The following is a 12,256-nucleotide window of genomic DNA, read 5'->3' as shown; positions in this document are numbered from 1 at the left end:
GGGCGGAGCGCGACGACCGCGTCCATGCGTGGGAAGCGCGCCCCGCCCTGGGGGACCCCGGGTTGTTCGAGAGGGAACTTCATGTCCGAATGTGCCGATACCACTCACGGCAAGAATCGTCACGACGGCGCCGGCGGCGACAACGCCCGTAAGGCACAGTCTCGTACGACGGCGGTCCTCGCCGGGGCCGCGTTGCTCGCCGCCCCGCTCGGACTGCTGGCCGCGGCCGGCAACGCAGCCGCGGCGGACGGCGGAGTGTGGGACCGCATCGCCCGGTGCGAGAGCGGCGGCAACTGGCACATCAACACCGGCAACGGCTACTACGGCGGGCTCCAGTTCTCCGCCGGCACATGGCGCGCCTACGGCGGCACGGCCCATGCGCCGACGGCCGACCGGGCCTCCAAGGGGCAGCAGATCGCGGTGGCCGCCAAGGTCCAGCGCGCCCAGGGATGGGGCGCGTGGCCGACCTGCTCGGCACGGGCCGGAGCGTACGGGAGCGCACCCGCGGACGCCTCCGGCCCCGTGACACCCAAGTCCTCATCGGTCGCCGCGTCGAAGCCGTCGAAGGCGCCGGCACGTTCGACGGGCCACACGAACCGCGGCGCCTCGCGCGGCGACTACACCGTCCGCACCGGCGACACCCTGAGCAGGATCGCCGCACGGCACGGGACCACCTGGCAGGGGCTGTACGCCGCCAACAAAAGCGTCATCGGCGGTGATCCCGACGTGATCGTGCCCGGGCAGCAACTCGAACTCTGAGAGGCTCCCCCTTCCAGGGCACGGGCCCCGTCCGGTCGTCCGACCGGGTGGGGCCCGTGGGCGTACCGGACGCGCCGACGCGGCCGCGAGCCACCCACTGCTTACCGTGGCCCGATGTTCCGCACGCATCGCAGGCCACGCACGCACCGCATGCACCGCACACCGATCGTCCTCGTCCTGGCCGCCGCCCTGCTCGGCGTCCTCGCGCCCGCCGCGGCCCAGGCGGTGCCGCCACCCCCGCAGCCCGGAGCGCTTCCGGTGACCGCGTCCCTCGACTGCGCCAAGGACCACTGGCCCTGGGGCTGTCTGGCGGAGTGCGAGAGCGGCGGGCGCTGGGACGCCAACACCGGGAACGGCTACTACGGGGGTCTGCAGTTCTCGCCGTCCACCTGGAAGGCGTTCGGCGGCCTGAAGTACGCCGCGCGCGCGGATCTCGCCACGCGCGAGGAGCAGATCGCCGTCGCGGAGAAGGTGCTGGCCGAGCAGGGCTGGGAGTCCTGGCCCGTCTGCTCCCAGCGGTACAAGCTCGAAGGGCGCATGCTGGAGGTGCAGCGCGGCGACACACTGGTGTCGATCGCCGGCATGTACGGCGTCCACGGCGGCTGGCGAGGGCTCTACCGAGCCAACAGGGACATGATCGGCCGCCGTCCTGACCGGGTGAACGCCGGCACGCTGCTGCTCATCCCGAAGGGCTCGGCCCGCGCCGGGGAGGCGCATCGGGCCCCCGCGGTGTTCGGCCCGCCCCTGACCTCCGTTCCCGCTCGCCCGCCTCTCCGCTGAAGACGACGGCGCCGCGGCGCAGTTCGTGGACGAAGACCCCCTTGCGGCCCTGGAGCCCGGGCGGCAACCGCTGCTCGGCGACGACCACACACGCGTCGAGGGCGCCCAGCAGGTCGTAGGTGCGGGCCGCCACCGGGGGCGACATGCCCTGGGCCGGTTCGTCGACGAGGACCACGCGCGCGCGTGCAAGCAGCGCGCGGGAGAGAGCGAGCATGCGCTGCTCGCCACCGGAGAGGGTGCCGGCGCGTCCCAGCTCGACGCGGCGCAGTGTGCCGGTGGGCAGGCCCGCGGCGGGCAGTGCGCGTACCGGTCCGTCGAGCGCCAGCAGCCGCAGCGCGCGCTCCACCGCTCCCGGGTCGCTCACCCGGCCCTGCTCGGCACCCACGCGGACGTTCTCGGCGACCGTCAACGACGGGAAGACGGCGAGCTGCTGGAAGGTCCTCGCGATGCCGAGGCGGGTGCGTGCCTGCGCCGTCAGCCGGGTGATGTCCCGGTCCCCGAGACGTACGTGCCCGCGCGTGGGGCGCAGCGTGCCGGCCAGACAGTGGAACAGGGTGCTCTTTCCCGCGCCGTTGGGGCCGACGACGGCGGTGACCTGGCCGGGGCTGACGTCGAGATCGACACCGTCGAGCGCGGTGAAGCCGACCGGGCGCGTGTACGGCGTCGGGCTCGGCACCCGCGCGTACGCCGAGCTCCGCGGCCGCCACGCATCCGTCCAGGCACGGCGGAGCGAAGTCCTCGCCGACTGCACCGAGTTCCGCTTCAAGGTGGTGTACGGCGCCCTGGAGCCGGGCGTGTGGGACCTGAGGCTGCGGCCCGCGGGGAGACGGGGCCGGCGGTGCGGATCGCCCGGCTGCTCGACGACGTGGCAGACAGGAAGCCCGTGTTCGCCTGTCCACGCGTGCGCGTGGACGCGCCGTACGGGCCGGTGGAGGCCGGGCCGTACTACACGCGGGACAACGACCTGTCCGTGGCCGTCACCGCGGTGCCCCGGGCAGGGCACCGTTGAGGACCGTAGCTGTCCGCGATCCCTGGCAGACTCGGCGCCATGTTGGAGACCTCGGCACGACTGCTGCGCCTGCTCTCGCTCCTCCAGGCACACCGAGAGTGGTCGGGCGCCGATCTCGCCGGCCGTCTCGGCGTCACTCCGCGCACCGTGCGCCGGGACGTCGACCGGCTGCGTGAGCTGGGCTACCCCGTCAACGCAAGCCCCGGTACCGGCGGCGGCTACCAGCTGGGCGCGGGCGCCGAGCTGCCGCCGCTGCTGCTGGACGACGACGAGGCGGTCGCCGTCGCCGTCGGGCTGCGCACGGCCGCCGGACAGGGCATCGAGGGCATCGGCGAGACCTCCGTACGGGCCCTCGCCAAGCTGGAGCAGGTGCTGCCCGGCCGGCTGCGCCGCCGTGTCGGCGCCCTCAACGCGTTCACCGTGCCCATGCTGCGCGGCCCCCAGCCCGACGCCGTCGACCCGGCGGTCCTCACCGAGGTGGCCAACCTCTGCCGGGACTCCGAGCGCCTGCGTTTCGAGTACCGCAGCCACGACGGCGTCTCCACCCGCCGTACCGTCGAACCGCACCGTCTGGTGTGCACCGAGCGCCGCTGGTACCTGGTCGCCTGGGACCTGGACCGCGAAGACTGGCGTACGTTCCGCGTCGACCGCGTCACACCCAAGCCGCCGCACGGCCCGCGCTTCGCCCCGCGCACCCCGCCCGCCGAGGATCTCGCCGCGTATGTCTCCAAGGGCGTCTCCACGCGCGCGTACGCCTCGCACGCCGTCGTCCGGCTGCTCGTACCACTGGAGGAAGCCAGGGAGCGCGTCTCGCCCTCGGCCGGCCGACTGGAGGCGGAGGGCCCGGACAGCTGCATCCTGAACACCGGGGCCGCGAGCCTCGACGTGATGGTGATTCACGTGATGCTGATGGGTTTCGAGTTCGAGGTGCTGGAACCCGCCGAACTCACCGAGGCGATCAGGACCGCTCGGGACCGGCTGTCTCGCGCTCTTCTCCGCGAGGCTCCTCACGGCTCGCCGCGAAATCGGGATGGTGCAGGTCGAACGCCGGGGACTCGGAGCGGATCAGGGGCAGCGTCGTGAAGTTGTGCCGCGGCGGCGGGCAGGAGGTCGCCCACTCCAGGGAGCGGCCGTAGCCCCACGGGTCGTCGACCTCGACCTTCTCGCCGTACTTGGCGGTCTTCCAGACGTTGTAGAGGAACGGCAGCGTCGACATGCCGAGCAGGAACGCGCCGATCGTCGAGATCGTGTTGAGGGCCGTGAACCCGTCCGCCGCGAGGTAGTCGGCGTACCGGCGCGGCATGCCCTCCACGCCCAGCCAGTGCTGCACCAGGAACGTGGTGTGGAAGCCGACGAACAGCGTCCAGAAGTGGATCTTCCCCAGCCGCTCGTCGAGCATCCTGCCGGTGAACTTGGGCCACCAGAAGTAGAATCCTCCGAAGATCGCGAAGACGACCGTGCCGAACACGACATAGTGGAAGTGCGCGACGACGAAGTAGGTGTCCGAGACGTGGAAGTCCAGCGGCGGCGAGGCCAGGATCACCCCGGTCAGACCGCCGAACAGGAACGTCACCAGGAAGCCCGTCGACCACAGCATCGGCGTCTCGAAGGACAGCGAGCCCTTGATCATCGTGCCGATCCAGTTGAAGAACTTCACACCGGTGGGCACGGCGATGAGGAACGTCATGAAGGCGAAGAACGGCAGCAGCACCGCTCCGGTGACGAACATGTGGTGCGCCCACACCACCACTGACAGCCCGGTGATCGCCATCGTCGCGCCGACCAGCGTCAGATAGCCGAAGATCGGCTTGCGGCTGAAGACCGGGATGATCTCCGAGATGATCCCGAAGAACGGCAGCGCGATGATGTACACCTCGGGATGGCCGAAGAACCAGAAGAGGTGCTGCCACAGCAGCGCCCCGCCGTTGGCCGCGTCGAAGACCTGCGCCCCGAAGCGCCGGTCCGCCTCCAGACACAGCAGCGCCGCCGCGAGCACCGGGAACGCCATCAGGATCAGGATCGACGTGAACAGCGTGTTCCAGGTGAAGATCGACATCCGGAACATCGTCATGCCGGGGGCGCGCATCCCGATGATGGTGGTGATGAAGTTGACCGCGCCGAGGATGGTGCCGAAGCCGGCCAGCGCGAGCCCCATGATCCACAGGTCGGGTCCGAGACCGGGTGAGCGCACCTCGCTGTTGAGCGGCGCGTAGGCGAACCAGCCGAAGGCGGCTGGGCCCCCGGGCACGATCAGCGAGCCGAGCACGATCAGGCCGCCGAACAGGAAGAACCAGTACGACAGCATGTTCAGGCGCGGGAAGGCGACGTCGGGGGAGCCGATCTGCAGGGGCATCAACTCGTTGGCGAAGCCCGCGAACATCGGGGTCGCGAACAGCAGCAGCATGACCGTGCCGTGCAGGGTGAACAGCTGGTTGAACTGGTTGTTGTCCATGATCTGCAGCCCCGGCCGGGCGAGTTCGGCGCGCATCAGCAACGCCATCACCCCGCCGGCCAGGAAGAAGGCGAACGACGTGATCAGGTAGAGGTGCCCGATCTTCTTGTGGTCGGTGGTCGTCAGCCAGTCGACGATCACCCGCCCCTGACCGGTCGGCACGGGCCGCGCCGCCGTCTGCACCGTCTGGTTCGCCATCGCTCGCTCGCCCCTTCGCTCGTCGCGCCGCGGGTCCGCCGAAGCCCACGCACGTGTACCCGCGATCTCACGTCATGATGCTCACGTCGCCGCTCGCTCCGACAGGGGGTGTGCGGGGGTTGTGTGCTGGAACCGTGCATTTCCTATGCGGTGTCAGCTCCCGCGAACCCGCCCGGAATCGGCGGGAAATCGAATCCGGGAGTGTCCCGGTGGCGGTACTCACGGCACTTTCCGTCCGGCTATTCGACAAGCCGTCGCGACACGCGGGAATTACGTTCGATTGCCTGCGTAAGGCGTACGGAACCGCTCGTACGTGTGAGTGAGTCGAGCCGAAACGCCTGTCGTGGTCCTGTGACAGAAGTGTGACCGGAGGGGGACTCGTGACCCCTGGGACTGGGCCGGGCTTCCCCGGTCGACGGGGAAGGCCTAGCGTGGCGGCATGGCACCGATTCCCACTCCTCAAGCGGAGCCCCAGGACAGTCCGGACGGGTACGTCGGCCTCGAAGCGGCCAGGGCCGAGCGGCTCGCGCGCGAGAAGGGCTGGCCCACGGTGCGCTCACTGCCGCCGGGCGCGATCATCACCATGGAGTACCGCGTCGGGCGGCTGAACTTCGAGGTCAAGGACGGCATGGTGGCCCGGGCCTGGAAGGGCTGAGCAGGGCCGATGCACGACGGCTGAGCGGGGCCGATGCACGACGAAGGCCCCGGTTCCTGGACGGGAACCGGGGCCTTCGTGTGCGGGGATTGGCTGTGCGTACCGGACCCCGCTGTCCTGGGGGGTCAGCCGCCTGTGAGGGGGCGGGCCGTGGAGGCCGTCGCGCCGCGTGGGAGGCGGTCCGAGTGCGGTGGGCGGCGGCTGCCGACCGGAGTGACCGGGGTGCGCTCCGAGCGGGCCGTGTGCGGGCCCGGGGCGAGGTAGGCGGGCGCCCGGGCGGAGCGGGGTGAGGAGGAGACCGACTCGCGCGCCGCGACGTCCTCCTGCGCGGCCGGCCGCCGCTTGAGCAGTACCGGAGAGCCGACCGGAGCGGCCGGTGCCGGGGCGCCGCCACGAGCGCGCCAGCGGTCGCGCAGGTCGAAGATCGCGACCTCGGCCCTGGCGATCAGCGGCTCGCACCACGGAAGGGCCAGCAGGATCAGCAGGCCGGCGGCCCAGCCGAGGAGCACGTCGCTCAGCCAGTGCGTACCGAGGTAGACGGTGGCCATCCCGACGCCCAGCGAGGTCACCGCGGAGACGGCGGACAGCCAGCGGCGGGCTCGCGGTGTGGAGGCCAGGTAGGCCAGGATTCCCCAGGTCACCACGGCGTTCGCGGTGTGGCCGCTGGGAAATATATCGCCGCCCAGACCCATCTCGTTCGAGCCGATCGTGGTCGCGTAGTGCGGTCCCAGGCGGCCCATGCCGAGTTTGGCGGCGCCGACCGTGATGTTCAGCAGCAGCAGCGAGGCGCCCAGCGTCAGCAGCGGGCGCAGTGTGTGCTGCCGCCAGGAGCGCCAGCCCAGCCAGGCCGCGACCATCACCGCGGTCGGGCCGCGCTGGCCGAGCACCACGTAGTAGTCGACGAACCAGTGGATGCCCTGCCACTGCTGGTACGGCCGGAAGAACATGACCTGCCAGTCCAGGCGGACCAGCCAGGAGGTGGTCACCACGGCCCACACGATCGCCAGATAGAAGGCCAGGGTCCCGGTCAGCAACGCGACCCTGTGCCTGCTCATCTTCGGTACATCGATGTGGGCCGGCCGTTCCGGCTCCCGGTCCAGCCTCGCGAACACCCGGTCCAGACGGGTGAGGTTTCGTTCGGTACGCACCCAATCGACGTTACAGCGGGGGAGCTCAGTTCTCCGTCGAATCAGCTGCTTTGTGATGACGATGTGATGTGGGATTCCTCTCAGGAGGTCGTCTATTTCCAAGGAATCCGCAATGCCGGACGATGCGTCCCTTCAATTCCTTTGATCATTCCGCGAATCAGTTTTATGGGACTTATGAATTCGTTCACCGAATGCTGGGGCGGATTTTTCCGGGCGCTCACCCGGCCCGGCGGGCGGATCACGGTGGACCGGAGCCGTTCAGCCAGAACGCTCCGTACACGGCCGATACCATCGCGAAACCGCCGACCACCAGCGCCGACCTGGGGATACGCAGCCGCGCGAGGGCCGTGGCGAGGGGCAGCAGCAGCGGGAAGGCGGGCAGCAGCAGGCGCGGTTTCGAGCCGAAGTAGCTCGACGCGCACAGGGCGAGCGCGGTGACCACGCCCGCGTACACCAGCAGCGCAAGCGGCTGACGCTGCCGTACGCAGACGACGTACAGCCAGACCAGCAGCCCGACCCCGACGATCAGTCCGACGCCCGCCAGGGCCGACGGGAACGACGTGAACTTGCCGGCGACGAAGCGGGCGAAGGCGGCCCCACCGTCGAAGCCGTTGCGCCAGCCCGCCTGGACGTCCAGATAGCCCAGCGGGCCCTTGCCGGTGTGATGGCCGACCCACAGGACGTAGCCGGCGGCGCCGAGCGGGGCCAGCAGCATGGCCAGGGCGCGTCGTACGACGCTGGGGGCGCGCGCCGCATCTCGCGCGCCGTCGAGCGCGGCCACGCGCTCTGCGGGACGATCCCCGGACGGCGCTGGGGCGCGTTCGCCCGGACGAGCGACCTGCCCGCCCGCCGTGCTTCGCTCTCGCCCGAACGAGACCACCGCGGCGGCCCACAGGGCGGCGACGACGGCGAGCCCGACCGGCCGGGTCAGCCCCGCCAGCGCGGCCGACAGGCCCGCCGTCATCCAGCGCCCGGTCAGCACCGCGTACAGCGACCAGGCGGCGAGTGCCGTGAACAGTGACTCGCTGTACGCCATCGACTGCACGATCCCGACCGGCAGCACGGCCCACAGCAGCACCGCGCAGACACCGGTCCTGCGGCCGTACACATGGTCCGCGACCGCGAAGATCCCCCAGGCCGCCGCGAGCGAGGCGAGCAGGCTGACGGCGAAGCCGGCGCCGGCGTACGACAGGGGCGTGACGGCGTGCAGCAGCCGCTCCAGCCAGGGCAGCAGCGGGAAGAAGGCCAGGTTGGAGTGCACGTCCCCGTTCGGCAGGCGCACCTCGTAGCCGTAGCCGAGCTCGGCGACCCGCGAGTACCACAGCGCGTCCCAGCGGGCCGTCAGCAGTGTGTACGCGCTCTTGTCGCGTGCACCGGTCCACAGGACCAGGGCGAGCAGACCCAGGGCGCGCACGGCCGCGTACCCGAGCAGGGCCGGGGCCGCTCTGCGCAGGGCCGTGTCGCCAGGGGCTGTCACGCGCGTCGCGAGATCGGTCACGGGCTCGATTATCGACGGCCCACGGAACCGGGAGGCCGGACGGGGCGTGGACGAGGAGGAGAGGAGTGGCGTACGCCACACGGGTGGGTGCGAAGTCTGAGAGGTCCGCCACGTGACCCTGGCGCGAACTCGCGTACGCTCATGTGTCACTCGCCTTCGTTGCGCGGGCCGGAGACCACCGCTCTTCTCCGGCCGAGATCACGGGGAGCCCCCACCCCGTGTGCCCGCCGACCGCGAGGGAACATCTGGGAGGTACGTACATGTCCGGGACGACCACGGCCGCCGCTGCGCTGCGCCGTCGGGCGGCCGGGGCCGGTGCAAACCGCTGGGTCGTCCTCGTCGTCCTCTGTACGAGCCTGCTGCTCGTCGCGGTCGACGCGACGGTGCTGCACGTCGCAGTGCCCGCCGTCACCGAGGACCTCAAGCCCGGCGCGATATCGCTGCTCTGGATCGTCGATGTCTACCCGCTCGCCTGCGCCTCGCTGCTGATCCTCTTCGGCACGCTCGGTGACCGGGTCGGCCGCAGACGGATCCTCCTGCTCGGTTACGGCCTCTTCGGCGTCGCCTCCGGTCTCGCGGCCCTCGCCCACGACCCGCTGGTCCTGATTCTCGCGCGGGCGCTGCTCGGCGTCGGCGGCGCGATGATCATGCCCGCGACGCTCTCGATCCTCCGCCAGGTCTTTCCCGACCGGCGCGAGCGGGCGGTCGCGATCGGCGTCTGGAGCGCGGTCGCCGCGGTCGGCGCCGCGATCGGCCCGCTGCTCGGCGGCTTCCTGCTGGAGCACTTCTGGTGGGGCTCGGTCTTCCTCGTCAACATCCCGCTGATGCTGGTCAGCCTGCCGGTGGGCCGGCTGCTGCTGCCCGAGTCGCGGGGCGTCGGCGACGGCCCCTGGGATGTCGTCGGCGCGCTGATGGCCGCTGCCGGACTGTTCGGCGTGGTCCTGGGCGTGAAGCAGCTCGGCGGCGGGCCGGGCGCGCTCGCCGTGGTGCCCCTGGCCGTGGGTGCCCTGCTGCTGGTCCTTTTCGTACGACGGCAGCGGCGCCGTACGCATCCGCTCGTCGACCTCGGAATGTTCGCGCGGCCCGCCTTCAGCACGGCCGTGGGGTGCATCGTGCTCGCGATGCTCGCCCTGGTGGGCCTTGAGCTGATCGCGGCGCAGTATCTGCAGCTGGTGCTGGATCTGTCACCGCTGGAAACGGGCCTGCGACTGCTGCCGCTGACGTTCGCGGCGATGGCGGCGGGCCTGGCGGGGGCACGCATGCTCCGTCGTTTCGGCCCGCGCCGGATGGTCTGCTTCGGGTTCTGCCTCACCGCCGTGGCGGTACTGGTGCTCACGGCGATGGGCGCGACCGACAACACGGGCCTGCTGCTGTTCGGGTTCCTCCTGCTGGGCTTCGGCCTGGAGACGACGCTCTTCGGGGCGTACGAGTCGATGCTGAGCGAGGCCCCGCCCGCTCAGGCGGGTGGCGCGGCGGCGATCGGCGAGACGTCGTACCAGCTCGGGGCGGGCATGGGCATCGCCCTCCTGGGCACCGTCATGAACGCGGCCTACGCGCCCGGCCTCTCGAAGGTGCCCGGCGTCCCCGCCTCGGCGTCCTCGGCCGCGGGGCATTCGCTGGGTGAGGCGTACGACGTCGCCGCGCGGCTCGGCGGGCCCCTGGGAGTGGCGCTGCGACGGGCGGCCCGGGACTCCTTCGTGCACGGGCTGCATGTGACCTTGCTGGTCAGCGCGGGGCTGTTGCTGCTGGGTGCGGTGATGGCGCTGCGGCTGCCGCGGGTCATGCAGTGCGGCGAGCCCGCGGCGCCGCCGGTGGAACTCCCGGCGCCCCGCGAGGTCGCGGACTCCCGCGTCTCGGCCTGACCCCTCCCACTGGACGTACGGGACACTGCGTCGTAACGTCGCACCAAACTGTAACTAGCGGTGCTAGTTTTCATGCGTGCCGGAGGTTGCCCCATGTCCGCGTCCTCGAAGTTGCCACCCTTCGATCCCGCCGACCCGCTCGGGATCGACGACCTGCTGGAACCGGAGGACCTGGCCGTCCGCGACACGGTGCGGGCCTGGGCCGCGGACCGGGTGCTGCCGTTCGTGGCCGACTGGTACGAGAAGGGGGAGCTGCCACAGATCCGGGAACTCGCCCGTGAGCTCGGCGGTATCGGTGCCCTCGGCATGTCGCTCAGCGGATACGGGTGCGCGGGGGCGAGTGCCGTGCAGTACGGGCTCGCCTGCCTGGAGCTGGAGGCCGCCGATTCCGGGATCCGGTCCCTGGTCTCGGTGCAGGGATCGCTCGCGATGTACGCGATTCACCGGTTCGGGAGCGAGGAGCAGAAGCAGGCCTGGCTGCCGCGCATGGCCGCCGGTGAGGTCATCGGCTGCTTCGGGCTGACCGAACCCGACCACGGCTCCGACCCCGCCGCGATGCGGACGTACGCCAAGCGGGACGGCGGCGACTGGATCCTCAACGGACGGAAGATGTGGATCACCAACGGCTCCGTCGCCGGGGTCGCGGTGGTCTGGGCACAGACCGATGCCGGGATCCGGGGGTTCGTCGTGCCCACCGACAGCGCCGGGTTCTCCGCGCCCGAGATCAAGCACAAGTGGTCGCTGCGGGCCAGCGTCACGAGCGAACTCGTCCTCGACGACGTACGGCTGCCCGCCGACGCCGTACTGCCCGAGGCCGTCGGCCTCAAGGGCCCTCTCAGCTGTCTCTCGCACGCCCGTTACGGCATCGTCTGGGGAGCGATGGGCGCGGCACGCAGCTGCTTCGAGGCCGCCGTCGACTACGCGAAGTCGCGGGAACAGTTCGGGCGGCCCATCGGGGGGTTCCAGCTCACCCAGGCCAAACTCGCCGACATGGCGGTCGAACTGCACAAGGGGATTCTGCTCGCCCACCATCTGGGGCGGCGCATGGACGCCGGCCGCCTGCGTCCCGAGCAGGTCAGCTTCGGCAAGCTCAACAACGTACGAGAGGCGATCGAGATCTGCCGTACGTCACGCACGATCCTCGGCGCCAACGGGATCTCGCTCGAATACCCCGTCATGCGGCATGCGACCAACCTCGAGTCGGTGCTGACGTACGAAGGCACCGTCGAGATGCACCAGCTCGTACTGGGCAAGGCGCTCACCGGACTCGACGCCTTTCGGTAAACCCTGCGCGGGGGCAGGGCCGGTGAGCGGCCCTGCCTCAGCTCTGGTTGAAGAAACCGTCCGCACGGCGCGCGGCCGGTTCCCCGCTCACGATCTCCGTGTCGGCCGGAGTGAGCAGGAAAACGCGGTTGGACACGCGGTCGATCGAACCGCGCAGGCCGAAGATGAGCCCGGCCGCGAAGTCGACGACGCGCTTGGCGTCGCCCGCCTCCATGGCGGTGAGGTTCACGATGACCGGCACGCCTTCACGGAACAGCTCGCCGATGGCGCGGGCGTCCCGGAAGCTGTCCGGGGTCACCGTGCCGATGCGACGGTCCCTTTCCTCCGCGGCGTCCGAGGCCACCTTGACCCGCGGGTCCGTGACCCAGGCCTCCCCGGGCTGCTCGGTCCCTTCGGAGTAGTCGTCGTCGTAGTAACGCTCGTCATCGTTGTCGTCGACGAGGCCAAGCCAGGCACTTGCCTTGCGTACCGATCCCATGGACGCCTCCTCTCACAGCGGTCCTTCTGCTTTCCGCACCCCTATGGTCATCCATGATGCGGTTGGCGCGCCAAGTGGATAGACGCCGCGCGGGGGGTTTGTGACGGTACTGGTGCAGAGCGAATCCGTCGAG

Annotated in this window: 11 protein-coding genes and 1 pseudogene; 7 read left to right on the top strand and 5 right to left on the bottom strand. The window is 70.8% G+C overall.

Going from position 1 to position 12,256, the window contains the following annotated elements; translation table 11 throughout:
* The first annotated feature begins 81 nt into the window (after positions 1-81).
* Both OOK07_RS08805 and OOK07_RS08800 read left to right on the top strand, forming a co-directional pair.
* Positions 82-759, top strand: a complete 678-nt coding sequence (locus tag OOK07_RS08805; protein WP_266795814.1) for a LysM peptidoglycan-binding domain-containing protein — start codon at positions 82-84, stop codon at positions 757-759.
* 114 nt (positions 760-873) lie between these two features.
* Complete coding sequence (locus tag OOK07_RS08800; RefSeq protein WP_266678529.1) at positions 874-1,539, top strand: LysM peptidoglycan-binding domain-containing protein; 666 nt, start codon at positions 874-876, stop codon at positions 1,537-1,539.
* Here OOK07_RS08800 and OOK07_RS08795 read toward each other — a convergent pair.
* Positions 1,439-2,215: an ATP-binding cassette domain-containing protein gene (locus OOK07_RS08795; protein ID WP_406311383.1), complete on the bottom strand. Its 777-nt coding sequence runs from the start codon at positions 2,213-2,215 to the stop codon at positions 1,439-1,441. The genes OOK07_RS08800 and OOK07_RS08795 overlap by 101 nt on opposite strands.
* Positions 2,216-2,335: 120 nt before the next feature.
* Between OOK07_RS08795 and OOK07_RS43245 the strand changes: the two genes are divergently transcribed.
* Together OOK07_RS43245 and OOK07_RS08785 are read left to right on the top strand one after the other, a co-directional pair.
* On the top strand, positions 2,336-2,548 hold the full coding sequence (locus OOK07_RS43245) for a hypothetical protein (protein WP_323182939.1): 213 nt from the start codon (positions 2,336-2,338) through the stop codon (positions 2,546-2,548).
* A 39-nt stretch (positions 2,549-2,587) separates the two neighbouring features.
* A complete protein-coding gene (locus OOK07_RS08785; protein WP_266795812.1) occupies positions 2,588-3,631 on the top strand; it encodes a helix-turn-helix transcriptional regulator in 1,044 nt (347 codons plus the stop codon).
* On the opposite strand, the pseudogene ctaD reads toward OOK07_RS08785, so the two are convergent.
* A pseudogene (gene ctaD / locus OOK07_RS08780) lies at positions 3,630-5,198 on the bottom strand (aa3-type cytochrome oxidase subunit I); the annotation flags it as partial. The gene OOK07_RS08785 and the pseudogene ctaD sit on opposite strands and share 2 nt — an antisense overlap.
* Positions 5,199-5,637: 439 nt before the next feature.
* On the opposite strand from ctaD, the gene OOK07_RS08775 reads away from it, so the two are divergent.
* Complete coding sequence (locus OOK07_RS08775; RefSeq protein ID WP_266678523.1) at positions 5,638-5,853, top strand: I78 family peptidase inhibitor; 216 nt, start codon at positions 5,638-5,640, stop codon at positions 5,851-5,853.
* 125 nt (positions 5,854-5,978) lie between these two features.
* Here the strand turns inward: OOK07_RS08775 and OOK07_RS08770 are convergent, their stop codons facing one another.
* The gene (locus OOK07_RS08770; protein ID WP_266678521.1) at positions 5,979-7,001 is read right to left on the bottom strand and encodes a phosphatase PAP2 family protein; all 1,023 of its coding nucleotides are present in this window, start codon (positions 6,999-7,001) and stop codon (positions 5,979-5,981) included.
* A gap of 238 nt (positions 7,002-7,239) precedes the next feature.
* Positions 7,240-8,499, bottom strand: a complete 1,260-nt coding sequence (locus OOK07_RS08765; RefSeq protein WP_266795810.1) for a glycosyltransferase family 39 protein — start codon at positions 8,497-8,499, stop codon at positions 7,240-7,242.
* 260 nt (positions 8,500-8,759) lie between these two features.
* On the opposite strand from OOK07_RS08765, the gene OOK07_RS08760 reads away from it, so the two are divergent.
* Both OOK07_RS08760 and OOK07_RS08755 read left to right on the top strand, forming a co-directional pair.
* On the top strand, positions 8,760-10,361 hold the full coding sequence (locus OOK07_RS08760) for an MFS transporter (protein ID WP_266678517.1): 1,602 nt from the start codon (positions 8,760-8,762) through the stop codon (positions 10,359-10,361).
* Between the two features lie 93 nt (positions 10,362-10,454).
* Complete coding sequence (locus OOK07_RS08755; RefSeq protein ID WP_266795809.1) at positions 10,455-11,645, top strand: acyl-CoA dehydrogenase family protein; 1,191 nt, start codon at positions 10,455-10,457, stop codon at positions 11,643-11,645.
* Between the two features lie 37 nt (positions 11,646-11,682).
* Here OOK07_RS08755 and OOK07_RS08750 read toward each other — a convergent pair whose 3' ends face one another.
* Positions 11,683-12,123: a cell division protein SepF gene (locus OOK07_RS08750; protein ID WP_266678513.1), complete on the bottom strand. Its 441-nt coding sequence runs from the start codon at positions 12,121-12,123 to the stop codon at positions 11,683-11,685.
* Between the last annotated feature and the right edge of the window lie 133 nt (positions 12,124-12,256).

This window comes from Streptomyces sp. NBC_00078 (assembly GCF_026343335.1).
Lineage (GTDB): Bacteria > Actinomycetota > Actinomycetes > Streptomycetales > Streptomycetaceae > Streptomyces.
Note: the sequence above shows the minus strand (reverse complement) of the source record. Positions and strands in the feature narration are given on the sequence as shown.

Excerpts from the sequence above, each read along its gene's own strand:
- OOK07_RS08805 (WP_266795814.1), top strand. The coding sequence starts at position 82 with ATGTCCGAATGTGCCGATACCACTCACGGCAAGAATCGTCACGACGGC.
- OOK07_RS08800 (WP_266678529.1), top strand. The coding sequence starts at position 874 with ATGTTCCGCACGCATCGCAGGCCACGCACGCACCGCATGCACCGCACA.
- OOK07_RS08785 (WP_266795812.1), top strand. The coding sequence starts at position 2,588 with ATGTTGGAGACCTCGGCACGACTGCTGCGCCTGCTCTCGCTCCTCCAG.
- OOK07_RS08775 (WP_266678523.1), top strand. The coding sequence starts at position 5,638 with ATGGCACCGATTCCCACTCCTCAAGCGGAGCCCCAGGACAGTCCGGAC.
- OOK07_RS08760 (WP_266678517.1), top strand. The coding sequence starts at position 8,760 with ATGTCCGGGACGACCACGGCCGCCGCTGCGCTGCGCCGTCGGGCGGCC.
- OOK07_RS08755 (WP_266795809.1), top strand. The coding sequence starts at position 10,455 with ATGTCCGCGTCCTCGAAGTTGCCACCCTTCGATCCCGCCGACCCGCTC.
- OOK07_RS08750 (WP_266678513.1), bottom strand. The coding sequence starts at position 12,123 with ATGGGATCGGTACGCAAGGCAAGTGCCTGGCTTGGCCTCGTCGACGAC.